Origin of the sequence: Pseudomonas lundensis, from assembly GCF_002269125.1 — a bacterium.
Classification (GTDB): Bacteria; Pseudomonadota; Gammaproteobacteria; order Pseudomonadales; family Pseudomonadaceae; genus Aquipseudomonas; species Aquipseudomonas lundensis_A.
Genome location: NZ_NQKI01000008.1, coordinates 34,653 through 60,078, shown reverse-complemented (window position 1 = coordinate 60,078; position 25,426 = coordinate 34,653). Strand labels below are relative to the sequence as shown.

The 25,426-nt window shown below is 60.6% G+C and carries 22 protein-coding genes and 1 pseudogene; 15 read left to right on the top strand and 8 right to left on the bottom strand.

What is annotated here, in order from left to right; all coding sequences use genetic code 11:
* Window positions 1-99: 99 nt before the first annotated feature.
* From bioD to bioB, 5 genes are all read right to left on the bottom strand, one after another.
* Window positions 100-780 carry a dethiobiotin synthase gene (gene bioD, locus CJF39_RS07290; protein ID WP_094992800.1) on the bottom strand — a complete coding sequence of 227 codons (681 nt, stop codon included), beginning with the start codon at window positions 778-780 and terminating at the stop codon, window positions 100-102.
* A complete protein-coding gene (bioC, locus tag CJF39_RS07285) occupies window positions 777-1,577 on the bottom strand; it encodes a malonyl-ACP O-methyltransferase BioC (protein ID WP_094992799.1) in 801 nt (266 codons plus the stop codon). The genes bioD and bioC overlap by 4 nt, the downstream gene beginning before the upstream one ends.
* On the bottom strand, window positions 1,570-2,289 hold the full coding sequence (locus CJF39_RS07280; protein ID WP_094992798.1) for an alpha/beta fold hydrolase: 720 nt from the start codon (window positions 2,287-2,289) through the stop codon (window positions 1,570-1,572). The genes bioC and CJF39_RS07280 overlap by 8 nt, the downstream gene beginning before the upstream one ends.
* Window positions 2,282-3,454 carry an 8-amino-7-oxononanoate synthase gene (bioF, locus tag CJF39_RS07275; RefSeq protein WP_094992797.1) on the bottom strand — a complete coding sequence of 391 codons (1,173 nt, stop codon included), beginning with the start codon at window positions 3,452-3,454 and terminating at the stop codon, window positions 2,282-2,284. The genes CJF39_RS07280 and bioF overlap by 8 nt, the downstream gene beginning before the upstream one ends.
* Window positions 3,455-3,575: 121 nt before the next feature.
* Window positions 3,576-4,631 carry a biotin synthase BioB gene (gene bioB, locus CJF39_RS07270; protein ID WP_094992796.1) on the bottom strand — a complete coding sequence of 352 codons (1,056 nt, stop codon included), beginning with the start codon at window positions 4,629-4,631 and terminating at the stop codon, window positions 3,576-3,578.
* Window positions 4,632-4,719: 88 nt separating this feature from the next.
* On the opposite strand from bioB, the pseudogene CJF39_RS07265 reads away from it, so the two are divergent.
* From CJF39_RS07265 to rarD, 5 genes and pseudogenes are all read left to right on the top strand, one after another.
* A pseudogene (locus tag CJF39_RS07265) lies at window positions 4,720-5,459 on the top strand (double zinc ribbon domain-containing protein).
* 57 nt (window positions 5,460-5,516) lie between these two features.
* The gene (locus CJF39_RS07260) at window positions 5,517-6,278 is read left to right on the top strand and encodes a TOBE domain-containing protein (RefSeq protein ID WP_094992794.1); all 762 of its coding nucleotides are present in this window, start codon (window positions 5,517-5,519) and stop codon (window positions 6,276-6,278) included.
* A gap of 84 nt (window positions 6,279-6,362) precedes the next feature.
* Entirely contained in the window at window positions 6,363-8,264 is a 1,902-nt protein-coding gene (locus tag CJF39_RS07255; protein ID WP_094992793.1) for a PhoX family protein, read from the top strand.
* Between the two features lie 102 nt (window positions 8,265-8,366).
* A complete protein-coding gene (locus tag CJF39_RS07250; protein ID WP_094992792.1) occupies window positions 8,367-9,341 on the top strand; it encodes a serine/threonine protein kinase in 975 nt (324 codons plus the stop codon).
* A gap of 167 nt (window positions 9,342-9,508) precedes the next feature.
* Entirely contained in the window at window positions 9,509-10,396 is an 888-nt protein-coding gene (gene rarD / locus CJF39_RS07245) for an EamA family transporter RarD (RefSeq protein WP_094992791.1), read from the top strand.
* Window positions 10,397-10,503: 107 nt separating this feature from the next.
* Here rarD and CJF39_RS07240 read toward each other — a convergent pair whose 3' ends face one another.
* Complete coding sequence (locus CJF39_RS07240; RefSeq protein WP_094992790.1) at window positions 10,504-11,022, bottom strand: glycine cleavage system protein R; 519 nt, start codon at window positions 11,020-11,022, stop codon at window positions 10,504-10,506.
* 423 nt (window positions 11,023-11,445) lie between these two features.
* Between CJF39_RS07240 and CJF39_RS07235 the strand changes: the two genes are divergently transcribed.
* Complete coding sequence (locus CJF39_RS07235) at window positions 11,446-13,623, top strand: malate synthase G (RefSeq protein ID WP_094992789.1); 2,178 nt, start codon at window positions 11,446-11,448, stop codon at window positions 13,621-13,623.
* 63 nt (window positions 13,624-13,686) lie between these two features.
* Here the strand turns inward: CJF39_RS07235 and CJF39_RS07230 are convergent, their stop codons facing one another.
* The gene (locus CJF39_RS07230; protein WP_094992788.1) at window positions 13,687-14,136 is read right to left on the bottom strand and encodes a response regulator; all 450 of its coding nucleotides are present in this window, start codon (window positions 14,134-14,136) and stop codon (window positions 13,687-13,689) included.
* Window positions 14,137-14,433: 297 nt separating this feature from the next.
* Here CJF39_RS07230 and CJF39_RS07225 point away from each other — a divergent pair, with 297 nt between their 5' ends.
* The 9 genes from CJF39_RS07225 to CJF39_RS07185 all read left to right on the top strand — a co-directional run bounded on the left by CJF39_RS07225 (window position 14,434) and on the right by CJF39_RS07185 (window position 24,694).
* Window positions 14,434-16,368, top strand: a complete 1,935-nt coding sequence (locus CJF39_RS07225) for a putative nucleotidyltransferase substrate binding domain-containing protein (RefSeq protein WP_094992787.1) — start codon at window positions 14,434-14,436, stop codon at window positions 16,366-16,368.
* Window positions 16,365-17,075 (top strand): 3'-5' exonuclease, encoded by a 711-nt coding sequence (locus CJF39_RS07220; protein ID WP_094992786.1) that lies wholly within the window; start codon window positions 16,365-16,367, stop codon window positions 17,073-17,075. The genes CJF39_RS07225 and CJF39_RS07220 overlap by 4 nt, the downstream gene beginning before the upstream one ends.
* A gap of 140 nt (window positions 17,076-17,215) precedes the next feature.
* The gene (locus CJF39_RS07215) at window positions 17,216-17,740 is read left to right on the top strand and encodes an RNA polymerase sigma factor (protein WP_169962060.1); all 525 of its coding nucleotides are present in this window, start codon (window positions 17,216-17,218) and stop codon (window positions 17,738-17,740) included.
* On the top strand, window positions 17,737-18,714 hold the full coding sequence (locus CJF39_RS07210; protein ID WP_094992785.1) for a FecR family protein: 978 nt from the start codon (window positions 17,737-17,739) through the stop codon (window positions 18,712-18,714). Before CJF39_RS07215 ends, CJF39_RS07210 begins: the two co-directional genes overlap by 4 nt.
* A gap of 118 nt (window positions 18,715-18,832) precedes the next feature.
* The gene (locus CJF39_RS07205; RefSeq protein ID WP_094992784.1) at window positions 18,833-19,828 is read left to right on the top strand and encodes an acyltransferase domain-containing protein; all 996 of its coding nucleotides are present in this window, start codon (window positions 18,833-18,835) and stop codon (window positions 19,826-19,828) included.
* Between the two features lie 154 nt (window positions 19,829-19,982).
* Complete coding sequence (locus tag CJF39_RS07200; RefSeq protein WP_094992783.1) at window positions 19,983-22,397, top strand: TonB-dependent receptor; 2,415 nt, start codon at window positions 19,983-19,985, stop codon at window positions 22,395-22,397.
* An 86-nt stretch (window positions 22,398-22,483) separates the two neighbouring features.
* On the top strand, window positions 22,484-23,596 hold the full coding sequence (locus CJF39_RS07195) for a PepSY-associated TM helix domain-containing protein (protein ID WP_094992782.1): 1,113 nt from the start codon (window positions 22,484-22,486) through the stop codon (window positions 23,594-23,596).
* Complete coding sequence (locus tag CJF39_RS22970) at window positions 23,593-23,769, top strand: hypothetical protein (RefSeq protein ID WP_094992781.1); 177 nt, start codon at window positions 23,593-23,595, stop codon at window positions 23,767-23,769. The genes CJF39_RS07195 and CJF39_RS22970 overlap by 4 nt, the downstream gene beginning before the upstream one ends.
* 298 nt (window positions 23,770-24,067) lie before the next feature.
* The gene (locus CJF39_RS07185) at window positions 24,068-24,694 is read left to right on the top strand and encodes a glutathione S-transferase family protein (RefSeq protein ID WP_094992780.1); all 627 of its coding nucleotides are present in this window, start codon (window positions 24,068-24,070) and stop codon (window positions 24,692-24,694) included.
* On the opposite strand, the gene CJF39_RS07180 is transcribed toward CJF39_RS07185, so the two are convergent.
* Window positions 24,691-25,191: an ATP-dependent zinc protease family protein gene (locus CJF39_RS07180; RefSeq protein ID WP_094992779.1), complete on the bottom strand. Its 501-nt coding sequence runs from the start codon at window positions 25,189-25,191 to the stop codon at window positions 24,691-24,693. The genes CJF39_RS07185 and CJF39_RS07180 overlap by 4 nt on opposite strands.
* Between the last annotated feature and the right edge of the window lie 235 nt (window positions 25,192-25,426).

Genomic DNA, 25,426 nt, shown 5'->3' with positions numbered 1-25,426 from the left:
GGTAATCGACCTTTATTCAAGCAGACCCGATGGCAAAAGGCCCGTCAAAAAAGCTCATGGCTACTGGCCAGTCGATAGGCCACAGCAATAGGGTCAGGCTCAGTCGAGCAGGTCCAGCTGCAGGTATTGCGCGACTGCCTCGGCGGTAGGTGACTTGAGCTTCGGCACGCGTCCCAGGCAGGGTGCAGGCAAACGCTCGGCCAAGGTGGCGAGGTTCTCTTCAAGACGTGAGGTTTTCGGGTCAATGATATTGGCCACCCAGCCAGCCAGTTGCAGGCCATCCTGAGCAATGGCTTCGGCCGTGAGCAAGGCATGGCTGATGCACCCCAGCCTCACACCCACCACCAGAATCACCGGCAACCCCAGCCCCCGAGCCACATCCGACAAACTGTCCTGCGCCGACAACGGCACGCGCCAACCGCCCGCGCCTTCTATCAGGGTGAAATCGGCTTGCTGATTGAGGATGCGCTGCATCGGTTTCAATAAGGCCTGCACCGTCAACGCCACGCCCGCCTCGCGGGCCGCGATGTGCGGCGCGATGGCGGGTTCAAACGCGACCGGGTTGATCTCCTCATAGCTCAATGCAACGGTGCATTGCGCCATCAGCGCCAGCGCGTCTGCGTTGCGCAGCCCCTCAGGCGTAGCCTCGCACCCGGAGGCCACCGGCTTACCCGCTGCTGTGCTTAAACCCGCCGCGCGCGCTGCCTGTAACAGGCCTGCCGCGACCGTGGTTTTGCCCACATCGGTGTCCGTACCGGTTATGAAATAAGCAGGACTCATCGCGCTTTCTCCAAAATGCCGTAGACCACCTGATACGTCGCCGGAAGCCCTTGGGGCTGACGGAATTGTTCGTAAGCCGCCATCAGTGCCTGAAGCCGCGCCCTGCCGGTCAAGCCTTCAGGCCGACCCGGATTGAGGTTATGGGCGCCCAGGGCTTTGAGTTCATGGGTCAGATTACGCACCTGAGGGTAGTGCAGCACATGGGGCTGAGTCTGCAAGCTGTGCACCTGAAAACCACTCTCGGCGCAGAGGCACTGGTATTGGTTGAACGCTCGAAAACGGTTCACGTGGACTTGCCCGTCAACCGCCTTCCAGCTGTCCCGCAATTCGCTCAACGTACCGACACACAAGCTGGCAAAGGCAAACACCCCGCCCGGTCTGAGCACGCGCTGCGCCTCCTTGAGCACAACGTCAAAATGCTCGCACCACTGCAACGCCAGACTGGAAAAAATCACGTCGCAACTGTTGCCTTGCAACGGCAAACATTCAGCGTCCCCGGCAATGAAGTGCTGCGCCCCACCCAACGGCCGCGCATACGTCAACATGCCCTGCGCGATATCCAGTGCCACACCTTCACTGCCCGCAAACTGCTGACCCAGCACGCGACTGAAATAGCCGGTGCCACTGCCCACATCCAGCCAGCGCCGAGGGTTCAAATGAGGGGGTAATCGCCCGACCAATTCATGACCGACCGCACGCTGAAGGTCAGCCACGCTGTCATAAGAGGCTGCTGCACGCGAAAACGAAACCGCAACCAGACGTTTGTCCGGCAGGTTGCCCACACTCAGATCAGTCATCACCCAACTCGTTTAAAAAACTCTGAATCGCCGCCGCCAGTTCGTGGGGTGCTTGCAGAAGAAACGCGTGACAGGCCTGTTCCATCAGACCCACTTGGACATCGGGCAATAACGCCAGCAAATCGCTGGCCGCTTGCGCGGGCACCAGCCCGTCTTGCCCGGCGAAAACGTGAAACTGCGGCCCGTTAAACGCTTTAAGCGCCTGGCGCGTGTCCAGCGTAGCGAGCAACTCGAGCCCCGCCAGCAAGGTGTCCGGCTGCGCGTTCGGTGCTCCGTTGAGCAGCAGGCTGGCCATGGCTTTGCCGTCACTGCACAACAAAGAGAAACGCTTCAACGTTGTGTTCGGCGCTTCACGAAATCCGTTGATAAACGCGTCAAACGTGGCCGGTGGCATGGCGCCTGGCCATTCTTCGGTGCTGACAAAACGCGGATTACTGGCCAGCGTCACCAACCCGCAACAACGTTCTGCTCTGCGCGCAGCCAACTCACTGGCGAGCATACCGCCCAACGACCACCCCCCCAGCCAGACGTCTTGAGGCACAGCAGCATCGAGTTCATCGAGCCAGTCGTCCAATTGCGCGGACGCAAGCACAGGCAAGGGTTCAATCTCGACCCGCAGGTGCTCGTTCAGCCCTTGCAAGGCGGCCGCCAAAGGCTCCAGCGGCGACACACCCAGCCCCCAGCCCGGCAACAAAATCAAGCGGTCACGCATGGTCCGGCTCCACGGTTGGGCAGCAGTCGTTTAATGCGTCTAACAGTAGCTGCACGTGGGCTTCTGTGTGCGCGGCCGACAGGGTGACGCGCAAACGCGCACCGCCAACGGGCACGGTCGGCGGGCGAATGGCGGTCACCAGCAAGCCGCGCGCACGCAATTGCTGCGATACCTGCACGGCCTTCGCGCTGTCACCGATAAGGATGGGTTGAATTGGCGTAATGCTGTCCATCAGTTGTAGGCCAATCTGCTCGGCCCCTTGACGGAACTGACGAATCAACAGGTTCACGTGCTCACGTCGCCAGTGTTCACTGCGCAGCAGTTCGAGGCTCTTTAACGTCGCGCACGCCAGGGCAGGCGGCTGACTGGTGGTGTAGATGTAAGGACGGGCGAACTGAATCAGGCTTTCGATCAACGCCTCACTGCCCGCCACAAATGCACCGCTGGTGCCGAAGGCTTTGCCAAGGGTTCCGATCAGCACGGGAACATCGTCCAGCCCCAAGCCGAAATGCTCGACAATCCCGCCGCCGGTTGCCCCCAGCGGCCCGAAGCCATGGGCATCATCGACCATCAGCCAGGCACCTTTGGCCTTGGCTTCGCGGGCCAGCGCGGGCAGGTCGGCCAGATTGCCGTCCATGCTGAACACGCCGTCCGTGACCACCAATGTATCGCCGACAGCTTTCTCCAGGCGCTTGCCCAAACTGGCGGCATCGTTGTGCAGGTAACGGTTAAAGCGCGCCCCGCTCAACAGCCCCGCATCCAGCAATGACGCATGGTTGAGGCGGTCTTCCAGCACGGTATCGCCCTGCCCGACCAGCGCTGTGACGGCCCCCATGTTGGCCATGTAGCCATTACTGAACAGCAACGCACGCGGACGACCGGTGAACTCGGCCAGCGCTTCTTCGAGTGCGTGGTGCGCACGGCTATGACCGATCACCAAATGCGATGCCCCGCCGCCGACCCCCCAACGCGAAGCGCCTTGTTGCCAGGCTTCGATAACCTGCGGGTGATTGGCAAGCCCCAGGTAGTCGTTGTTGCAAAAGGCCAGTAACGGCTGCCCGTCTACCACCACGCGTGGGCCTTGGGGGCTTTCAAGCAAAGGGCGATGGCGATAGAGGTTTTTCGCCCGGCGCGCAGCCAGACGGTCAGATAAATCAAAAGACATGCTGAGCACGCCCCCTTGTATCCACTGTTGCAGGCTGCGAAAAGCTGAGCGGCGGCCAACGCCGTACCGTCACAGACCCGATCTCAGCCTGCGCCAGCGCCGACCGTTGCGGTGGATGGCGTTAAACCGCAGCGTTGTAGAACTGCTCGCTGGATTTCTGATCCATCAGGGCGTGCTCGATAGCCGCCTGATGCACTTCGTCAGCATGATCTTCACGGGCCTCGGGGAGGATGCCCAGGCGACTGAACAACTGCATGTCCTTGTCCGCTTGCGGGTTGGACGTGGTGAGCAGTTTGTCGCCGTAAAAAATCGAGTTGGCCCCGGCCAAAAATGCCAGTGCCTGCATTTGTTCGTTCATGGCCTCGCGCCCGGCGGACAACCGTACATGGCTCTTGGGCATCATGATGCGCGCCACGGCCAACATGCGGATGAAGTCGAACGGGTCAACATCGTCAGCATTTTCCATCGGTGTCCCTGCCACTTTTACCAACATGTTGATCGGCACCGATTCCGGGTGCTCCGGCAAGTTGGCCAGTTGAATCAGCAAATTGGCCCGGTCATCGAGCGACTCCCCCATGCCCAGAATGCCGCCCGAGCAAATTTTCATGCCCGCATCGCGCACATAACTCAGGGTTTGCAAGCGCTCACTGTAAGTGCGGGTGGTGATGATGCTGGTGTAGAACTCCGGCGAGGTATCGAGGTTGTGGTTGTAATAGTCGAGCCCGGCGTGGGCCAGAGCTGCGGTTTGCTCCTGATCGAGCTTGCCCAGCGTCATGCAGGTTTCCAGGCCCAGCGCCTTCACGCCTTCAACCATTTTCAACACATAGGGCATGTCTTTGGCCGACGGGTGCTTCCAGGCGGCGCCCATGCAAAAACGCGTGGCGCCAATGGCCTTGGCTTTTGCCGCCTCCTCCAGCACGGCCTGAACCTGCATCAATTTCTCTTTCGCCAGCCCGGTGTTGTAGTGGCCCGACTGCGGACAATATTTGCAATCTTCCGGGCAGGCGCCGGTTTTGATCGAAAGCAGCGTCGACACCTGTACCCGGTTAGCGTCGAAATGCGCGCGGTGAACACCTTGCGCCGTAAACATCAGGTCATTGAACGGCTGGGTAAACAACGCCCGCACTTCGGCTAAAGACCAATCATGACGCATGGTGTTAAAGGTGCTGGCGCTCATCGGCGTCTCTCTTGTTTATGCTTTGGTTTAGGCCTGAAGCACGTTCTTCAGGCACGGCACGGATGGCCGGTATGTTTAAGGATGTGACATACGCTGTCAACCAAGATAAATATGGAGGTTTACATCTGGTCATTTAATGTACAAACCTGTTTGCTGTGCGATGAGCGCTCCACTGCCGGTGAAGCCGTGTGCGGGCCCTGCAAACACGAACTGCCGTGGCTGAAAACCCCGTGCCAGCGATGCGCCCTGCCGCTGTCTATGCCTGGCCTGACCTGTGGGAATTGCCTTAAACACCCGCCACCTTTTGAATACGTACATGCCCCGTGGACCTACGACTTCCCGGTGGACAGCCTGATCCTGCGTTTCAAGCACAACAGTCGCTGGCCGTTTGGCCGCCTGTTGGCAGAACTTCTCGGCAAATCACTGCTGGATGCTTACCAACATTCACGCCCGCGCCCTGACATCCTGCTGCCCGTTCCCCTGTCCACGGCCCGGCAGCGGCAACGCGGTTACAACCAGTCCGGCATGCTGGGCAAGTGGCTCAATGAACGCCTTGATATTCCCTGCCAGGCGCACTGGTTGCTGCGCACCCTGGACACCCCGGCACAGCAAGGGCTTAACGCTAAAACCCGTAAACGCAACCTGCTCAACGCCTTCGCGCTGGCGCCTGACGCCCAAGTACGCGGGTTGCACGTGGCCCTGGTGGATGACGTGGTGACCACCGGCGCCACGGCCCAAAGCCTCGCCGTTATGTTGCTCAAGGCCGGGGCGAAACGGGTGGATGTGTACTGCCTGGCACGCACGCCAAAGCCGGACGGGCCGACTTGACGACGCCCCGGCAAGTGGGCACTTTGCCAAGCCCACCTGCCAATTGAATCAATCGTCATGCATTTGCCGACATTGCTTACGCAGCACATCGTTCGCCGCCCCCAGCGCATAGCGCTGTTGCAGCACATTGCCGAGCAGGGTTCGATCACCCGAGCCGCCAAAAGCGCCGGCATGAGTTACAAGGCTGCATGGGACGCCATTGACGAACTCAACAATCTGGCGCAAACCCCATTGGTAGAGCGCAGCGTGGGTGGCAAGGGCGGTGGCGGCGCCCGGTTGTCGGTGGCGGGCGAGCGTGTGCTGCGTCTTTATCAACGCCTGCAAGTGTTGCAAAGCCAAGTACTCGAAGCCGCGGAAGAAGCGCAAGACCTCGAGCTGCTAGGCCGCCTGATGTTGCGAACCAGCGCCCGCAACCAGTTGCACGGCACCGTGAAAACGATTCGCGGACACGGCCATTACGACCAGATTGATCTGCAACTCGGCGGCGGACTGAGCCTGCAGGCCGACATCACTCGCGACAGCACGCAGCGTTTGGAACTTGAACCCGGTACGCAGGTGGTGGCCTTGATCAAGGCAGGTTGGTTGCAGCTGATAAAGCCCGACGCAGCGGTTGCGGGCCATAACCGGTTACACGGCAGGATCGAACAGATTTTCCACGCCAACGACGGGCCAAGCGAAGTGCGCATCAGCTTGCCCAATGGCCAGACACTGTGTGCGCTGAGCGAAGCGCAACACCTCGAAACACTCGGATTGGTTGTGGGCAGTGAAGCACTGGTGCAGTTCGCGCCGACGCTGGTGCTGTTGGGGACGCCGCTTTAGCGCACCGATCGCAGTCATTTGAAACATCACTGTCACACCCTCTGATTAAGGTGGCTGCCAAAACCGTTGCGAGGGCAGCCTGCCATGAACCTATTACAAGAAGACCAAACCACCGACCTTGAACAGATCATCGGCCTCAGCCGTCGGGGTTTCATAAGTGCGGGCGCCTTGTGTGGCGCGGCAATGTTTCTGGGCGGTAGCCTGCTGAGCCGCAGCGTGCTGGCAGACGGGGTTCGCGCAGCGTCCAGCCCGTTACTGGGTTTCAACAGTATCGACGCAGCTACCACCGACGCCATCACCTTGCCGCCCGGCTATCGCGCCTCGGTACTGATCAGTTGGGGCCAACCGTTGCAAGCGGGTGGCCCGGCCTTCAAGCCCGACGGCACCGGCACGGCGGCGCAGCAGGAAGTGCAATTGGGCGATAACAATGACGGCATGAGCCTGTTTGCATTCCCCGACGACCCCAACCGCGCACTGATGGCCATCAACAACGAATACACCAACTATCGCTACCTCTACCCCCACGGCGGACAGCCGACCTCGGCCGAAGATGCGCACAAAGCGCAGGCCAGTGAAGGCGTGTCGGTGATTGAAATTCAGCGCACGGGCGACCGCTGGCAATTTGTTCAAGGTTCGCCATTCAACCGGCGCATTCACGGCAATACGCCCATTCGCCTGAGCGGTCCCGCCGCCGGTCATGCGTTGCTCCGCACCCAGGCCGACAGCACCGGTACCCGGGCGTTGGGCACGTTTCAGAACTGCGCCAACGGTAAAACCCCGTGGGGCACGTATTTGACGTGCGAAGAAAACTTCACTGACTGCTTTGGCAGCACCGATCCGAATCAAACCTTTAACGCTGCGCAAAAGCGCTACGGCGTGGTCGCAGCCAGTAAAGACATCAATTGGCACCTGCACGACCCGCGCTTCGACCTGGCGTACAACCCCAACGAACTGAACCGTCACGGCTGGGTGGTGGAAATCGACCCGTTCGACCCGCACTCAACGCCGGTCAAGCGCACGGCACTGGGCCGTTTCAAACACGAGAACGCCGCGCTGGCTGAAACCCGCGACGGCCATGCCGTGGTGTACATGGGCGACGATGAGCGCGGGGAGTTCATTTACAAATTCATCAGCCGCGACAAGATTGACCACCAAAACCCCAAGGCCAATCGCGACTTGCTGGACCACGGCACGTTGTATGTCGCACGGTTTGACAATGGCGACAGCCATCCCGACCGGCCCAAGGGCAAAGGCCAATGGATCGAACTGAGCCACGGCAAAAACGGTATCAACGCGGGCAGCGGCTTCGCCAATCAGGCTGAAGTGCTCATCCATGCCCGCCTGGCCGCCAGCGCGGTCGGCGCCACGCGCATGGATCGGCCGGAGTGGATCGTCGTCAGCCCCAAGGACGGCCAGGTGTATTGCACCCTGACCAACAACGTTAAACGCGGAGAAGACGGTCAGCCCGTCGGCGGCCCCAACCCGCGCGAGAAGAATGTGTACGGGCAAATCCTGCGCTGGAGCGAACAGGGCAATGACCATGGCGCTGCCCATTTTGACTGGGATTTGTTCGTTGTCGCAGGCAACCCGGCCGTGCACCCTAAGCAGCCCAAGGGCGGGTCGGCCAACATCACCCCGCAAAACATGTTCAATAGCCCGGACGGCATGGGCTTTGACGACGCGGGAAGGCTCTGGATCCTGACCGACGGCGACGTCAGCAATACCGGCGACTTTGCCGGCATGGGCAACAACCAGATGCTGTGCGCCGACCCGAACACGGGTGAAATTCGCCGTTTCATGGTCGGCCCGGTTGGCTGCGAAGTGACGGGGATCAGCTTTGCCCCGGATCAGAAAACCCTGTTCGTGGGCATTCAGCATCCGGGCGAAAATGGCGGCTCTACCTTCCCCGAGCACCTGCCCAACGGCACGCCGCGCTCCTCGGTAATGGCCATCAGCCGCGAAGACGGTGGCATTGTCGGCGCGTGAGGAAAACACCCGGGGGGCAATGGATATCTATCGCCCCCTGTTCAGCTGTCTGCGCTAACATGCGGGGCCGGACGCGGCAGCCTGCTGCGCGCAGGAGTCAGCATGTCTCATCCGTTTGCAACACTTACCCCCGATCTGGTGCTCGATGCCGTTGAAAGCATCGGTTTTCTCAGCGACGCCCGCGTGCTCGCGCTCAACAGTTATGAAAACCGCGTGTACCAAGTTGGCATTGAAGGCTCGGAACCGCTGATCGCCAAGTTCTACCGCCCACAGCGCTGGACCAACGAAGCCATTCTCGAAGAACACCGTTTCACTTTTGAACTGGCCGACTGTGACGTGCCAGTGGTCGCACCGTTGATTCACAACGGCGAAAGCCTGTTCGAACACGCCGGTTTCCGCTTCACCCTGTTCCCCCGCCGCGGCGGCCGTGCGCCAGAGCCGGGCAACCTCGATCAACTCTATCGCCTCGGGCAATTGCTCGGTCGCCTGCACGCGGTCGGGGCAACCAAACCGTTCGAACACCGCGAAGCCCTGGGTGTGAAGAACTTTGGCCATGACTCCCTGACAACCTTGCTTGAAGGCAACTTCATACCCCGCAGTTTGCTCCCGGCCTACGAGTCCGTGGCACGTGATCTGCTCAAGCGCGTCGAAGATGTATACGCCGCCACGCCCCACACCAACATCCGCATGCACGGCGATTGCCACCCCGGCAACATGATGTGCCGCGACGAGGTGTTCCACATTGTCGACCTGGATGACTGTCGCATGGGGCCTGCGGTGCAGGACCTGTGGATGATGCTCGCCGGGGATCGTCAGGAATGCCTGGGGCAGTTGTCCGAATTGATGGACGGCTACAGCGAATTCCATGATTTCAACCCGCGTGAACTGGCGTTGATCGAGCCGCTGCGCGCCCTGCGCCTGATGCATTACAGCGCCTGGCTGGCAAGGCGCTGGGACGATCCGGCGTTCCCCCATAGCTTTCCGTGGTTTGGCACCGAACGCTATTGGGGCGATCAGGTGCTGGCCTTGCGCGAGCAATTGTCAGCATTGAATGAAGAACCGCTGAAGTTGTTTTAACCGCCCTGACACTGCGTTGCCGCCGCCCCGGACTGAGAAGGTTTTCGCAGCCTCGGGCGGCGGTAGCAAAATCCTGTCTGCCCCTGCCTTTCACACGACACCTTGGTAAAACCTGCTTACACTCTTGCCCTCACAGTGTCTGACAGTTGTTCACGCAAGGATTTCGCATGCAAGCCGCCAACCCGCGCCACGGGTACATTCTGGGCCTTAGCGCCTACATCATCTGGGGCCTGTTCCCCATCTACTTCAAGCTGCTGGCCAGCGTTCCCGCCGCAGAAATCATCGTCAACCGCGTGCTCTGGTCCGCTCTGTTCGGCTCGTTGCTGTTGCTGGTGTGGAAGCATCCCGGGTGGTGGCAAGAACTGCGCGACAACCCCAAGCGCCTTGCTGTGCTGACCGTCAGCGGCTTGCTGATTGCAGCCAACTGGCTGACCTACGTGTGGGCGGTCAACAATGACCGGATGCTGGAAGCCAGCCTCGGGTATTACATCAACCCGCTGGTCAACGTGCTGTTGGGCATGTTGTTACTGGGCGAGCGTCTGCGTCGGTTGCAGTGGATCGCCGTAGGGTTGGCGGCAGTCGGTGTGGCACAGCAAGTGTGGCAAGTGGGCAGCCTGCCCTGGGTGTCGCTGGCCCTGGCGTTGACCTTTGGCTTTTATGGACTGATCCGCAAACAGGCGCCGGTCAAGGCATTGCCCGGCCTGGTGGTTGAAACCTGGATTCTGGTGCCGATTGCCATTGGCTGGCTGCTGATGCACCCCGAAGCCAACAGCGCGCACGCCGAATTCTGGGCCAGCTCAGAAGCCTGGCTGCTGGTGGCCGCAGGCCCGGCAACGCTAATCCCGCTGGTGTGTTTCAACGCAGCGGCACGGCATTTACCCTACACCACGCTGGGTTTCATGCAGTACTTGGCACCCACGCTGGTGCTGATTCTGGCTGTCACACTGTACGGCGAGCACTTGTCTGAAAGTACCCTGATCGCGTTCATGTTCATTTGGGCGGGGTTGCTGGTGTACAGCATCGATGCGTGGGTCAACCTGCGCCGCCGCGCCTGATCAAAAAACGTACACTTCGTTGCAGGCCATACAGCCTATGGCCTGCAACGATGTTTCCAACGGTTATCCACAGGCAGGTGCAGCGTTTCATGGGATAACCTTTCGCCTTATTCCTCTGTGCGTAACTTCAACTCAACCAGTAGTTCATCGGCGAGGGTTTCCAAACGTTGTTGCAGCACCTCCAGCGACAGCGTCAGCGGCACCGCCAGAATGGCTTCGGCATGAAACAACGGTTCATTGCTCATGGGCGCCGGGCGCACCTCAGTCACCAGTCGCTCCAGACTGACGTCATGCTCGGTTAGCACCTTCGTGATATCACGCACGATCCCCGGGCGGTCGTTGCCGACCAAGTCCATGGCGATGGGCTTCCAGGTGCAGGCCTGCTCAATCCCGCTTTCCGCCACCAACACCCGAATACCTTCCGCTTCCAGCGCCATGAGCGCATCCACCAGCGCTTCGTACGTTTCAGCACTGACTCCGACACGCAAGATCCCGGCGAACTGTCCGGCCATGCGCGACATACGGCTCTCCAGCCAATTGCCGCCATGCTCGGCAATGCACTGGGCGATGCGCTCGACCTGACCCGGTTTGTCCGGGGCAAAGACCGTAATCACGAGATGGTTCATGGCGCCAACACTCTGAAAAGATGTCGATTGAGTATAGGCAACCCTGCGCAATCCGCGTGGCCGGCTACAGTGGGCTGCGCACCGGCTCTTTCAGCATCCGGGCAGTGAACTCAGCGGCACGAAAACAGCGCCAGCGCATTAAATTGTGTACTGTTTTTAGAATTATCTGGAACAACCTGTGTGTTTCTTGAGAACATCCTGTTCTTCTACATGACCAAACCCGTAAAAATGGTCGTGGAACGACGTGATTAGTCTGATTTTCACATCTGCAATTGATCATGTAGTATGCCCCGGCGACCACTACATAATTCGTAACACGGTCCGCCAAAGCGTCTGCAATACCCCGTACAACCCCGCAAGCATGAGCCACGCGGTGTTTTAAGAAGCGCTCCAGGCTTTAAATAAAAATGAGTGAGGCAAGCAATGACTGAACACGTTCACGTCGGTGGCCTGCAGGTCGCCAAAGTCCTGTTCGACTTCGTAAACAACGAAGCTATCCCCGGTACCGGTCTGAATGCCGACCAGTTCTGGGCCGGTGCCGACAAGGTTATTCACGACCTGGCACCCAAGAACAAAGCACTGCTCGCCAAACGCGATGATTTGCAGGCGCGGATCGACGCCTGGCACCAGGCTCAGGCTGGCAAGGCCCATGACGCCGTGGCTTATAAAGCCTTCCTCCAAGACATTGGGTATCTGCAGCCAGAAGCCGCGGATTTCCAGGCAACGACGCAAAACGTCGATGACGAAATCGCCCGCATGGCCGGCCCGCAGTTGGTGGTGCCCGTAATGAATGCGCGCTTTGCCCTCAACGCGTCGAACGCCCGTTGGGGTTCGCTGTATGACGCGCTGTACGGCACCGATGCCATCAGCGAAGCCGATGGTGCTGAAAAAGGCAAAGGCTACAACAAGGTACGCGGCGACAAGGTGATTGCCTTCGCCCGCGCCTTCCTCGACGAGGCCGCGCCGCTGGCCAACGGCTCCCACGTCGACTCGCTGGGTTATGCCGTGGTCAACGGCGCCCTGCAGGTGGCCCTCAAGGGCGGCACCAGCAGCGGCCTGCGCGACGCAGCGCAACTGATCGGCTACCACGGCGAAGCCGCCGCACCGACCGCCGTGCTGCTCAAACACAACGGTCTGCACTTTGAAATCCAGATCGACGCCTCAAGCCCTGTCGGCCAGACCGACGCCGCTGGCGTCAAAGACGTGCTGATGGAAGCCGCGCTGACCACCATCATGGACTGCGAAGATTCCGTGGCCGCCGTCGATGCTGACGACAAAGTGGTGATCTACCGTAACTGGCTGGGCCTGATGAAGGGCGATCTCAGCGAGCAAGTGTCCAAGGGCGGCCAGACCTTCACCCGCACCATGAACCCTGACCGTGAGTACACCGCACCCAATGGCGGTTCGGTGAGCCTGCACGGCCGTTCGCTGCTGTTCGTGCGCAACGTGGGTCACTTGATGACCATCGACGCGATCCTCGACAAAGATGGCAATGAAGTGCCGGAAGGCATCCTCGACGGCCTGATTACCAGCCTCGCGGCGATCCACAGCCTCAATGGCAATACCTCGCGCCGCAACAGCCGCACGGGTTCGGTTTACATCGTGAAACCGAAAATGCACGGGGCTGAAGAAGCGGCGTTTACCAACGAGCTGTTCGGGCGCATCGAAGACGTACTGAACCTGCCGCGCAATACCCTTAAAGTCGGGATCATGGACGAGGAGCGCCGCACTACGGTCAACCTCAAAGCCTGCATCAAGGCTGCCAGCGAGCGCGTGGTGTTCATCAACACCGGCTTCCTGGACCGCACCGGCGACGAAATTCACACGTCGATGGAAGCCGGCCCGATGGTGCGCAAGGCCGACATGAAAGCCGAGAAGTGGATTTCGGCCTACGAGAACAACAACGTCGATGTCGGCTTGAGCACTGGCCTGCAAGGCCGTGCCCAAATCGGTAAAGGCATGTGGGCCATGCCGGACCTGATGGCCGCGATGCTCGAGCAGAAAATCGCTCACCCGCTGGCGGGCGCCAACACCGCCTGGGTGCCGTCGCCGACGGCCGCTGCGCTGCACGCGTTGCACTACCACAAGGTCGACGTGTTCGCCCGCCAGGCCGAACTGGCCAAGCGCGCCAAAGCGTCGGTGGACGACATTCTGACCATCCCGCTGGCCGTGAACCCGCAGTGGACGCCCGAGCAGATCCAGAACGAACTGGACAACAACGCGCAAGGCATCCTGGGTTACGTGGTGCGCTGGATCGATCAGGGCGTGGGCTGTTCGAAGGTGCCGGACATCAATGACATCGGCCTGATGGAAGACCGCGCGACGCTGCGAATTTCGAGCCAGCACATCGCCAACTGGCTGCGTCACGGCATTGTGAACGAGGCACAGGTCATGGCCAGCCTCAAGCGCATGGCACCCGTGGTGGACCGCCAAAACGCCAACGACCCCCTGTACCGCCCGCTGGCCCCGGACTTTGACAGCAACATCGCCTTCCAGGCGGCGGTCGAACTGGTGATCGAAGGCACAAAACAGCCCAACGGCTACACCGAGCCCGTGCTGCATCGTCGTCGCCGCGAGTTCAAGGCTAAAAATGGTCTGTAACTAAGCGTTAGCTGCGTGTGATAAACAACCCCGGCCCTTTGAGCCGGGGTTTTTTATGGCCTGCTAATCTATGCGCAACTCACGCTTGATCAGTTTGATCAGGTGCCCGGTGTCGAAGGGTTTGAGCAAAAAATCCAGCACGCTAAGGTGCATCGCGGCAATGGTGTCGCGTACACCGGCATCGCCGGACATGATAATCACCGGCAGATTGGCCCACTGTGAATTGCGCACCGTACGGATCAAGTGCAAACCGTCATCTTGAGGCAGGCGTAAATCGGTGAGGATCAAGCCAATGGTTTTATCGGCCATCAGTGCCTTCAGGGCATCTTCGGAAGTGCCCGCCTTGACCGATGGTATGCCATGCATCTGTAACAATTCGCACAGCAGATCGCAGGCCAGCTGATCGTCTTCGACCACCAATACCCGCTGTGTCGGCTGAGCGCGAGCAGGCGCTTTCATCACCTCAATCAGGGCTTCCCGTTCGGCGTCGCTCAATATGTCGTGTTCGGTCATACGGTTCTCAAACGGGGCTAAACAGTCAAATATCCTACTGGGGCTGTCAGCTTTTCGTCAGTCTCAGCCTCAATGTGCGCTCGCCACACGGCATTTCCAAGCCTTGCAACACAATTTACAGACCTGATTTCTGTGAAGTGATTCAAATATGCCAATAGGCCATTATCCCGGCCTGCCCTGCCATAGACTTACGTCCAATGGGCACGTGGCCGAAGACAACCGAGCATGAGACACATCAAGACGACAGGGGGCTGTACCCCGGCATAACAACAACGGTCAGACATGCGGTAACGGTCAATGAGTAAATCGGATGCGTTTCTCCAGGCAGGAAAAACCGCGGTGTTGCAGAACATTCACGGCACCATGCAGTTTTTGCAGCGATTCCCGCCCTTCAACCAAATGGAAAATGCCCACCTGGCGTTTCTGGTCGAGCAGTGCCAATTGCGCTTCTATGGGCCTGGCGAAAGCATCATTCGACCCGCTGATGGTCCGGTTGAGCATTTCTACATCGTCAAGCAAGGGCGCGTGGTGGGCGAGCGCACGCATGTCGGCCGTCAAGAAGCCGAGACCACGTTTGAAATCACCGCAGGCGAGTGCTTCCCCCTCGCGGCCCTGCTGGGCGAGCGGGCCACACGCACTGAGCACCGTGCCGCCGAAGACACCTTCTGTCTGCAATTAAACAAGCCCGCCTTTATCAAACTGTTCGCCCTGTCCGAAGAGTTTCGTGACTTCGCCCTGCGCGGGGTCAGCAGCTTGCTGGACAAGGTTAATCAACAAGTTCAGCAAAAGGCCGTTGAAACCCTCGGCACGCAATATTCGCTCAATACCCGGCTGGGCGAACTGGCCATGCGCCATCCCGTCACGTGCCTGCCTGCAACAGCCCTGCGCGAAGCCGTGCGGCTGATGCATGAGCAACAAGTGGGCAGCATCGTGGTGGTGGACGAACGCAAGGCGCCGCTGGGGATTTTCACCCTGCGCGATTTACGCCAGGTGGTGGCCGCCGGCACCCAGGATTTCGAACACGCCATCGAACTGCACATGACACCGGGGCCGTTCTACTTGTCCCCCGACCACAGCGCGTTCGATGCGGCGATCGCCATGACCGAACGTCACATTGCCCACGTGTGCCTGGTCAAAGACCAGCGCCTGTGCGGCGTGGTGTCCGAGCGCGACTTGTTCTCCCTGCAACGGGTGGACCTGGTGCACTTGGCGCGCACCATTCGCCATGCCCCACGGCTGGACAACCTGATCAGCCTGCGCGGCGAGATCGGTCAGTTAGTGGAGCGCATGCTGGCCCACGGCGCGTCGTCGACTCAAATCACCCACATCATCACCCTGCTCAACGACCACACCGTGTGCCGCGTGATCGAGCTGGTGCTGGCCGAGAAGGGCGATCCCGGCGTGCCCTTTACCTGGTTGTGCTTCGGCAGCGAGGGCCGTCGCGAGCAGACACTGCACACCGATCAGGACAACGGCATCCTGTTCGACGCGGCCGATGCGGCGCAGGCGGCCGAGATTCGTCAGCGCTTGCTGCCCATCGCCCAGCTCATCAACACGCACCTGGCAGCCTGTGGCTTCACCCTGTGCAAAGGCAACATCATGGCGGGCAACCCCGACCTGTGCTTATCCCGAGCCGAATGGGCGCGCCGCTTCGCAGCCTTCATCCGCGAAGCGACCCCCGAAAATCTGCTAGCGTCGAGCATCTACTTCGACCTGCGCGTGGTGTGGGGCGACGAAAGCGGCTGCCAGCAGTTGCGCCGCGGGATACTTGAGCAAGTGGCTGACAATCGCCTGTTCCAACGCATGATGGCCGACAATGCCTTGCGCCATCGCCCGCCCGTGGGGCGTTTCCGTGAGTTTGTACTCGAGCGCAAAGGCAGTGACAAAGCCACCCTTGACCTTAAAGTGCAAGGCCTGACGCCCTTTGTGGACGGCGCCCGGTTACTGGCGCTGGCCCATGGCGTGGAGGCCATCAACACCCTGGAGCGTTTGCGCCAACTGGTGGCGCTCGGCGTCATTGAAGCGCTGGACGGCGCGGCATACGAAGAGGCGTATCACTTCATCCAGCAAACGCGCATGCAACAGCACCAGTTGCAAACGCGGGAAAATCGACCGTACTCCAACCGCGTCGACCCGGACCGCCTCAACCAGCTCGACCGCCGCATCCTGCGCGAAGCGCTGCGTCAGGCCCAACGACTGCAAAGCAGCTTGGCGCTGCGGTATCAGCTATGAGCCTGTTCTCGTGGTTGCTGCCGCGCAAAACCCCGGTGTTGAGCCTTGAACAGCAAGAACGTCTGCTGCAATTGCCCCCCTCGCCAGGGTTGGGCGAGACCTCATTGCGCAGCCAGCGCTGGGTAGTGGTCGATCTGGAGACCAGCGGCCTGAACCTCAACCGTGACCAAGTGCTGTCGATTGGCGCGATGGTGATTGAGGATGGCGCCATTGATCTGGGCCAAGCGTTTGAGCGCACGTTGCTGCGCACCCACAACCCGCTGAGCCCCAGCGTGTTACTGCATGGTTTGGGGCCGGAGGCGATTGCCGCCGGCTGCGACCCCGCCGATGCGCTGCTCGACTTCATGGCCTTTGTGGGGGACAGCCCGCTGCTGGCGTTCCATGCCCCGTTTGACCAGCACATGCTGGGGCGGGCCTTAAAAGACAGCCTGGGGTATCGCTTGCAACACCCGTTCATGGACGTCGCGGCACTGGCACCTATGCTGTGCCCACAAGCCGACTTGCGTGACGCGGGGCTGGACCACTGGGTCAGGCACTTCAACTTGCAGGTTGAAGACCGCCATAACGCCAGTGCCGACGCGCTGGCCACTGCCGAACTGGCGCTGATCCTGTTCAGCCGGGCCCGCGCCCAACACCTCGACAGCCCCCTGGCTCTGCAACAGCGACTGAATCAGTGGCAACGGCGCAAGCAGATGCACAGCTTTTAACCGGTTGCGGTGTCGCTGCGCCCCGGCAGCGACGGCGACCACCGCCCACTCCCCGCCATCCGATGAGCGTCAATTGCGCATGGCTTTTGGCTCTGACACAATCGCGAATAATTATCGTTAGTTAAAACGCGCAGTCGGTGATGCCTTTGTCGTCAGTCCAAAATCCCCACAGTGAGCTGGTTGGAGCGCTGTATCGCGACCATCGCAGCTGGTTGCTGGCGTGGTTGAGGCGCAATGTGGCCTGTCCGCAACGGGCCGAAGACTTGAGCCAGGACACCTTCGTGCGCCTGCTCGGCCGAACCGAACTGCAACCGCCCCGTGAACCCCGCGCTTTTTTGGCCGCCATTGCCAAAGGCCTGTTGTTCGACTACTTCCGGCGCGCCGCGCTGGAACAGGCTTACCTCAACGAATTAATGCTGATACCCGAAGCCGAGCAGCCCTCGCCTGAAGAACAACAATTGATCCTCGAAGACCTCAAGGCCATTGATCGCTTGCTGGGCAAGCTGTCGAGCAAGTCCCGCGCAGCCTTTCTTTACAGCCGCCTCGACGGCTTGACCCACGCCGAAATCGCTGACCGTCTGGGCGTGTCGGTGCCTCGGGTGCGCCAGTACCTGGCCCAAGGCATTCGCCAGTGCTACATCGCACTGTATGGCGAACCGACATGAGTCAGGCCAACAGCAAGCCGGTGTCCGCTCGCGTGCTCGACGCTGCCATTGCCTGGCAGTTGTGCCTGGACTGCGGCAACGGCAGCGACGTTGAACAGGCCGAATTCGCCAAGTGGTACGCCGCCAGCGAAGAACACGCCCGCGCGTGGCTGCAACTGGGCATGCTCGACCATCGCTTCAGCACAGCCAGCATCCCGGCCCGCAATGCCTTGCTCAACGCACGGCACACCGCCCACCAACGCCTGCGCAAAGTCGGCAGCGGGCTGGCCAGCCTTGCACTGGTAATCGGACTGACTGTACTCGCCGGTAAAAATTACCTGCCGATGGACTACTGGATGGCCGATCAGCGCACCGCCACCGGCCAACAGCGCGTGGTAACACTTGCCGACGGCACCCTGCTCAACCTCAACACCCACAGCGCCGTGGACGTACGGTTTGACGAACGCACACGCCTGATCGTGCTACATGAAGGCGAAATCATGGTGCAAACCGGCCACAACGATGCCCGCCCGTTTATCGTCAAAACCCGCGATGGCAGCCTGCGCGCTTTGGGCACCCGGTTTCTGGTCAAGCGCGAAGACGACGGCACCCGCCTCAGCGTCCTGCAATCGCGGGTCGCCGCGCACCCCGAAAGCACCCCGGACGAAACCGTTTATAACGAAGGCCAGCAAGTGCTGATGCACCGCGACGGGCTGGGCCAGCGAGTTGCGCTGGCTCCCGGCGCAGACGCCTGGACCCGCGGCATGCTGGTGCTCGACAACGTGCGCCTGGCCGACATGGTGCGCGAGCTTAACCGCTACCGCCGCGGCCACCTGGGCGTTGACCCGGACGTCGCTGACCTGCGCATTACCGGCACATTCCCGCTCAACAACATTGAATTGGCGCTCAATGCATTGCTGCCCACCCTCCCGGTGCACATCACCCAACACACCCCGTGGTGGGTGACGGTCAGCGGCAAGCCTGAGGCCCAGTGATCGGCACAGCGCTACCGGTTATCGCTCTATAGCCGATTGATCCTGCAGGTTTCTGCCCCGAGGCTAAGCTCGTGCGCGCTGTTCGCAGCGAACACATTTACTAGCCGAGGAAGGATCCATGCCGCTATTACCTGAGTTGCGCAGTCACTCCATCGTTTTTTTGTACCCCGGCCAAGGGGGGAGCCCGCAGGGGAGCCTGCAAGCGTTGTACAGCGTCAGTGACGAGACCCGACAAACCATCGATGAGGTGATAGCAGCCGTCGACGGCGTGGTCGAAGAGCGTCACCAACGGGGTCACGCCATCGCCCCCGGCATGGTGCGCGAGGTGTTGCTCAGCCCGGACACCGGCACCGTACTGCCTTACGGGCTCAAGCAGCTTGCTCTGTACACCAGTGCCGTAGCCATGACCCGCGTTTTGCGCCACGCCGGTATTGAACCGGATGCCGCGCTCGGAGAAAGCTTCGGAGAAATCGCCGCTCGGGAATGTGCTGGCAACGTAACCGTTACCAACGGCGCCCGCACGGCCTGCGCGTTGAATGACGCGTACTACGCGGTGCTGAATCAGGGCGACATGTTGCTGGTAAACGCCAGCGAAGCACACACCCTCGCCGTGCTGCGCCAAATCAACCATCCCGAGCTGAGTCTGGCCACCGTAAATTCCCCGACCCACACGGTGGTCAGCGGCCCCCACGACGCATTGCAAGCCATGATTGATGCCACCCCGGCGGGTACGCCGCCCCCGCGCGAACTGGGCATCGGCTATGCCTCGCACCACCCGCAGCACACCGCCATCAAACAGGCGGCGTTGCGCAGCATGCCAGGCATTCCCCAGACGCCGCTCAAGCTGGCGCTCTACTCAACCGTGCAGCAACGTGCCTACACCCCGCAGGATGATCTGGTCGAAGGGTTTTCAGACAACACGATAAAACCCTGCCACCTGCCCAATACCCTGAACGCGTTGGCACGTGCCATCCCAAACCCGGTCTTCATCGATTTGGGCAGCAACGGCTACATGGCCCGTTGCGTCAGCAAAATCCTGCCCGGTGCGCAGACCTATGCGCCACTGACCCAAAACGCGCTTGACCTGCGGGCCGACCTCACGCGCCAGCGATAAGCGCACGTGCTGGCGCAGGCCGGTTAACAGCCAGCGCCAGCTTTACCAACGCGCTCAAACTTAATGCAGATTATTTTCAATTGAGCCCTATCACTTTTTAACCCTCGTTCGGCATACAGGCATTGAGAAACATTTCCATTCAGGAATTTGCCGAATGTCCCGTACCCTCGACACGTTATTGCGCCCCAGCCTGCTAGCCGTCGCTATTGCGTTCAGTGTTCCGTTGACCAGCAGCGTGCTGATGGCTGCCGAATACAGCACCACCGCCCGCAGTTACAACCTGCCCGCCGGGCCGCTGGCCTCGACCCTGAACCAGATCGCCAGTCAGGCCGGGATCACGCTGGCCATCGACGCGTCCTTGTTGGCAGGCAAAACCTCGGCGCCCGTCAACGGCCAGTTTGAACCGACCACGGCGTTGCGCGAGGCGTTGCAAGGCAGCGGGTTGCAGTTGCAACAAACTGGCAGCGGCGCGTACACCCTGCTCCCTATTGAAGAAGGCACCCTGACCCTGGGCGATGTGAACATCAACGCCACGGCCGTGGCCGAAGGGTCCGAGGCGGCAGGTTATGTCAGTGAAAACGTCAACAATGTCGGCGCGTTGGGCGGGATGAAACTGCAAGACGCGCCCTATTCCATGAGCGTGACCTCTCAGGACTTTCTGAAAAATACGCAAGCCACTTCGCTGGATGACGTGTTTAAACGCAACCCCTTCACCCAGGTGTTTTCTCCCACAGGGGCGGGTTATGCCAGTGCCGTGAACATCCGGGGGTTCAGCGCACCGGGCAACTTGAGCATTGCCAACGACGGCCTGCGGTTTTCGACCCTGGCCGACGCCGGTAACTTCCTCGAAGAAACCGAACAACTGGAGGTCGTCACCGGCCTTACCGGGTTTCTGTACGGGCCTGCGTCGCCCGGTGGCCTGGTCAACTACGTGCTCAAGCGCCCCACCTACCACACGTACCGCAGCGTGACGCTGGGCAATGCGGGCGGGGATAACTATTACCTGCACGGCGATTTCGGCGGCAAGCTCGACGACGAAGGCCAGTTCGCCTATCGCTTGAACCTGCTGACCCAAGATGGCGAAACCGCCATCGACATGCAGAAACGTCGCCGCGAGTTGATCAGCCTCGCTGTGGACTGGAACGTCAGCGACGACCTGCAAATCCAGTTCGACGCCTCGCATAAAAAGACCCAAGTGCGCGGTTTGACCAGTTACTGGTATTTCAGCGATCAAGCGCTGCGCCCACGGGCCTCGGTGCTGGATAACGACAAACTGTACAGCCAGCGCTGGTCGTTCTCGGACAACGAAACCGACAAGGGCGGCGTTCGCGCCAAATGGCGCTTGAACGACACCTTCACCCTGCGAGCCGCCTTCGCCGCGCAACAATTCACCGAAGAAAACACCTACACCGGGCCGACCGTGTCCAGCGCCGGTGTTTACACCCAACCGCTGTACGCCTTCGCGCCCATCGAGCACCAGGAAAACTCCGGGTATCTGTTCCTCGACGCCGCCTTCAACACGGGCGCTATCGGCCACCAGATGACCCTCGGTTATCAAGGCAACAACGCCCGCGTGCGCATGTACGAGGATCACATCCCGCCAGCAGGCATTCAGTATGCCGATGTCGGCGGCGGCCCCCTGCCGTTCGGAACCGCCGAGCAAGTGGGCAAACCTTCGTATTCCATCGGGCATGGCAAACAGCGGTTGGCCAACACGACCGAGACCAACAACGTCCTGATCGGCGACATCATCACCTTCAACGATCAATGGTCGAGCATCCTGGGGGTCACCCGCACCCAGATAAAGTCCTACGCCAATGACTTCGTGTACTCCGCCACGGACAAGAAAACCCGTTACGACGCCACGAAAACCTCCCCCAGCGTGTCGTTGATCTACAAGCCCGTGCCCTGGCTGACCACTTACGCCACGTACATCGAAGGGTTGCAGGCGGGCGGCACGGCGCCGTACAACGCCATCAACGTGGGCGAAATTTTCGCGCCGCAAGTCAGCAAGCAATACGAAGTGGGCGCCAAAGCGACGGTGGGCGAAACCTTGCTCACCCTTGCGCTGTTCAACATCGAAAAGCCCAATGGCTTTCTGAATGAGTCAATGGTCTACAGCGAAAGCGGCAAACAGGTGAACAACGGCCTGGAGTTCAGCGTGACGGGTAAGGTCACGCCCGAACTGACCGTGGTCGGCGGCTTCACCCTGCTGGACCCGAAAATCAAAGACGCCAACGTCAAGGCCAACGACGGCAATGCACCGGTCGACGTGGCCAAGCAACTGGCCAAGGTCTACGCCGAGTACGACATCAACGCGGTGCCCGGCCTGGCGCTGACCGGCGGTGCGTTCTACACCGGCAAGCAATACACCGACGAAGCCAATGACTACCAATTGCCCTCGTTCACCACGTTTGACGCCGGCGCGCGCTACCGCATGAAGGTCTCGCAGAACGACCTGACCTTGCGCATGAACGTCAGCAACCTGGCCAACAAAGACTACTGGCTCAACAGCCACTACCTGGGTGATCCGCGTACCGTACAGTTCTCGGCGCAGCTGGAGTTCTAATCACCTCGCCCGCCCTCACCGGGCTGAAGTCTCGATAAACGGGCTGCCCGGCGACCCCTCGCAGCCTGCGTCATTTTTGGAATGTCATGAAAAGCAAAACCATCCGTCGCTGGTCCTTTATCCACACGTGGACCAGCCTGATTTGCACCGCATTTTTGCTGTTGCTGGCGCTGACCGGTTTGCCGCTGATTTTTCATCACGAAATCGATCACCTGTTGGGCAATAGCCCGCAACTGCGGGAGATGCCCGCCGATACCCCGCGCCTGAACCTGCAACAGCTGGTCAAGGCCGCCGAGGCACACCGGCCCGGGGAGGTCATGCAGTACTTCGGCAGTGAAGACGATGAACCCAACGCGGTGATCGCCATCATGGCTGCCACGGCGGGCACCGAGCCCAATTCCTCGCACACCTTCATGCTCGACGCCCGCACCGGCGAAGCTCTGGAAATGCCGTCGGCCAATGGCGGGATCATGATGGTCATGCTGCGCCTGCACGTGGACATGTTTGCCGGGCTGCCGGGCAAGCTGTTGCTGGCGTTCATGGGGGTTGTGTTCGTGCTGGCGATTGTCTCGGGCGCTGTGTTGTACCTGCCGTTCATGCGCCGCCACACCTTCGCCACGGTGCGCACCGAAAAATCCACGCGCCTGCGCTGGCTCGACCTGCACAACCTGATTGGCGTCGTGACGCTGACCTGGGCCTTGGTGGTCGGCGTCACGGGTGTAATAAGCGCCTGCGCCGACTTGATCATTGCCGCCTGGCGCACCGAAAGCCTCACGGCCATGGTCCAGCCCTACCGCAATGCGCCGCCCTTGACCCAACTGGCCCCGGCCACGCACCTGCTGGACATCGCCGCCACCGCCGCCCCCGGCATGCGCCCGGACTTCATCGCCTTCCCCGGCACGCGTTTCTCCAGCGAGCACCATTACGCGGTATTCATGAAAGGCAGCACGCACCTGACCTCCCACTTGCTCACGCCGGTGTTGATCGACGCCAGCACCCTGAAGGTGACGGCGGTGGGTACGCGCCCGTGGTACATGGACGCCATGGGCATGTCCCAACCGTTGCACTTCGGGGACTACGGCGGTATGCCGATGAAAATACTCTGGGCGGCCCTCGACCTGCTGACCATCATCGTCCTGGGCAGCGGCTTGTACCTGTGGTGGGTGCGCCGCAACGCCGCGAAGGAGAACGCCCGATGAAGCCGCGCCAGTCGAATTTCTGGAAAGTGTTCTCCGTGCCGCTGACCATCGGCGTGCTCAGCGCCATGGGCCTGTTCAGCGCGTTGCTGGACGACGGGGCGTGGGACGTGTTGAGCTGGATAGGCCTGGGCATACCGGTGTGGATCAGCGCGCGCGGGTTGCTTAAGCGGTGAATGGCGCGCTGTCCGATGAGCGGTCTAAACCCTATTCGTTCTGAGAGTATCCGCCTGCCCGTTAGGACCTTTATTAATGAGCTGAAGCCCTCCGAGGCCTGCCTCGACCCTCAAAGCAATCCGGAACCCTGACGCGAACTAAGGCGTGCACACGTGCAAAACCCGGCCAGATCGCTGCATAGGCACTCGCCGGGTTAAGCCGTAATGGGCAGTGGTTAATCCTGACGGCATGGTTATCTGGCACCCTGCCCGGTCAATGTCTAGGCTGAGCTCACTTCCACTCGTTAGAGACCCCGCCATGTCCACCCCGAGCATGACCCTCTTTTCCCACGTGGCTTCGCCGTTTGGGCGCAAGGTGCTGGTATTGCTGCACGAAACCGGTCAACAAACGCGTGTCACCTTGCACCCCGTAACGCTCTCGCCCACCGCACCCGACGATACGTTCAACAAGGCCAACCCATTAGGCAAAGTGCCCGCTTTGCAGTTGGCCGACGGCTCGGTGATTCATGACAGCCGTGTGATTCTCGATTACCTCGACCAACAGCACGTGGGCAACCCGTTGATCCCACCCGGCGGCTCGCCCCGATGGCGGCGCCTGACACTGGCGTCCACGGCCGACGGGATCATGGACGCGGCGGTGTTGATCCGTTACGAGCGCGGATTGCGGCCGGCCGAGAAGCAGTGGCAGCAATGGATGACAGCCCAACGCGACAAAATCTTGCGCGCGTTGAACTCACTCGAACAGGGCGCCATGGCCGAACTGGCCAGCCACTTTGATATTGCGGCCATTAGCTTGGCCTGCGCGCTGGCTTATCTTGACCTGCGCCTGCCCGACGTTGACTGGCGCACGCCCAACCCGCAGTTGACGGTGTGGTATGCCGAGGTCAGCCAGCGCCCCTCAATGCTCGCCACGCGACCGGTTTAACACTCCGGCTTATCGGCCGTATACCGACGCGCCGGGTTGACCGCCGCGCCAAATTCCCTGAGTGCCTTGGCGCCGATCAGCAGCGGGTAGTTGAAACTGCTGCGGTCGGTCAGGTTGACCTCCACGGTGCGCTTGACGTTACCCAGGCACATTTCAAGGTCGACCACCGGGCGCTTGGCGCTCGCGGGCTCTTCCTTGTCGTCGTCCTCATCAGCGCGGCTTTTGATTTTGCTGATGCGCGCCACTTTGTGCTCGTACACCTTGTCACTCGCGCCTTTGGTCGCAAGCTGGAAACGCACCCATGGCTCGCCATCGCGGGTGAAGGTTTCGATGTTCTTGGCCGACAACGACGCCGTCAGCGCGCCCGTGTCCATCTTGGCCTGCAAGGTTTCACCGATTTCCGGGAGCTTGATGTATTCATAGCGCCCGTAGAGCGTGGGCTCGGCAGCCATCACCGGCAAAGCCAGTACGGACAACAAAACGAAAACGGATTTCATAGTGGCGGTTTCCTGTGGAGGTTGCGGGTTAGACCCCGGTTTGCGCCTGGGTTCCCGCAAGCAACGGGCTGGCAGTCATTGAGCATAGAGGTTTGCGATCTCGCGCAGCCCGTTAACGGCTACACGTTTTCGGGTGTGGGCGCAGCCTATTTCATCGTGTGTGAAACATTTGTCCACACTCCAATTTGGCGTTCTGCGGCGTGCTGCTTATCATTGGCGACCCTCAAATCGTCAA

Bases quoted from the DNA above. Each gene is read 5' to 3' on its own strand.
- bioD (WP_094992800.1), bottom strand. From the start codon at position 780: ATGAGTCCTGCTTATTTCATAACCGGTACGGACACCGATGTGGGCAAA.
- bioC (WP_094992799.1), bottom strand. From the start codon at position 1,577: ATGACTGATCTGAGTGTGGGCAACCTGCCGGACAAACGTCTGGTTGCG.
- CJF39_RS07280 (WP_094992798.1), bottom strand. From the start codon at position 2,289: ATGCGTGACCGCTTGATTTTGTTGCCGGGCTGGGGGCTGGGTGTGTCG.
- bioF (WP_094992797.1), bottom strand. From the start codon at position 3,454: ATGTCTTTTGATTTATCTGACCGTCTGGCTGCGCGCCGGGCGAAAAAC.
- bioB (WP_094992796.1), bottom strand. From the start codon at position 4,631: ATGAGCGCCAGCACCTTTAACACCATGCGTCATGATTGGTCTTTAGCC.
- CJF39_RS07260 (WP_094992794.1), top strand. From the start codon at position 5,517: ATGCATTTGCCGACATTGCTTACGCAGCACATCGTTCGCCGCCCCCAG.
- CJF39_RS07255 (WP_094992793.1), top strand. From the start codon at position 6,363: ATGAACCTATTACAAGAAGACCAAACCACCGACCTTGAACAGATCATC.
- CJF39_RS07250 (WP_094992792.1), top strand. From the start codon at position 8,367: ATGTCTCATCCGTTTGCAACACTTACCCCCGATCTGGTGCTCGATGCC.
- rarD (WP_094992791.1), top strand. From the start codon at position 9,509: ATGCAAGCCGCCAACCCGCGCCACGGGTACATTCTGGGCCTTAGCGCC.
- CJF39_RS07240 (WP_094992790.1), bottom strand. From the start codon at position 11,022: ATGAACCATCTCGTGATTACGGTCTTTGCCCCGGACAAACCGGGTCAG.
- CJF39_RS07235 (WP_094992789.1), top strand. From the start codon at position 11,446: ATGACTGAACACGTTCACGTCGGTGGCCTGCAGGTCGCCAAAGTCCTG.
- CJF39_RS07230 (WP_094992788.1), bottom strand. From the start codon at position 14,136: ATGACCGAACACGACATATTGAGCGACGCCGAACGGGAAGCCCTGATT.
- CJF39_RS07225 (WP_094992787.1), top strand. From the start codon at position 14,434: ATGAGTAAATCGGATGCGTTTCTCCAGGCAGGAAAAACCGCGGTGTTG.
- CJF39_RS07220 (WP_094992786.1), top strand. From the start codon at position 16,365: ATGAGCCTGTTCTCGTGGTTGCTGCCGCGCAAAACCCCGGTGTTGAGC.
- CJF39_RS07215 (WP_169962060.1), top strand. From the start codon at position 17,216: ATGCCTTTGTCGTCAGTCCAAAATCCCCACAGTGAGCTGGTTGGAGCG.
- CJF39_RS07210 (WP_094992785.1), top strand. From the start codon at position 17,737: ATGAGTCAGGCCAACAGCAAGCCGGTGTCCGCTCGCGTGCTCGACGCT.
- CJF39_RS07205 (WP_094992784.1), top strand. From the start codon at position 18,833: ATGCCGCTATTACCTGAGTTGCGCAGTCACTCCATCGTTTTTTTGTAC.
- CJF39_RS07200 (WP_094992783.1), top strand. From the start codon at position 19,983: ATGTCCCGTACCCTCGACACGTTATTGCGCCCCAGCCTGCTAGCCGTC.
- CJF39_RS07195 (WP_094992782.1), top strand. From the start codon at position 22,484: ATGAAAAGCAAAACCATCCGTCGCTGGTCCTTTATCCACACGTGGACC.
- CJF39_RS22970 (WP_094992781.1), top strand. From the start codon at position 23,593: ATGAAGCCGCGCCAGTCGAATTTCTGGAAAGTGTTCTCCGTGCCGCTG.
- CJF39_RS07185 (WP_094992780.1), top strand. From the start codon at position 24,068: ATGTCCACCCCGAGCATGACCCTCTTTTCCCACGTGGCTTCGCCGTTT.
- CJF39_RS07180 (WP_094992779.1), bottom strand. From the start codon at position 25,191: ATGAAATCCGTTTTCGTTTTGTTGTCCGTACTGGCTTTGCCGGTGATG.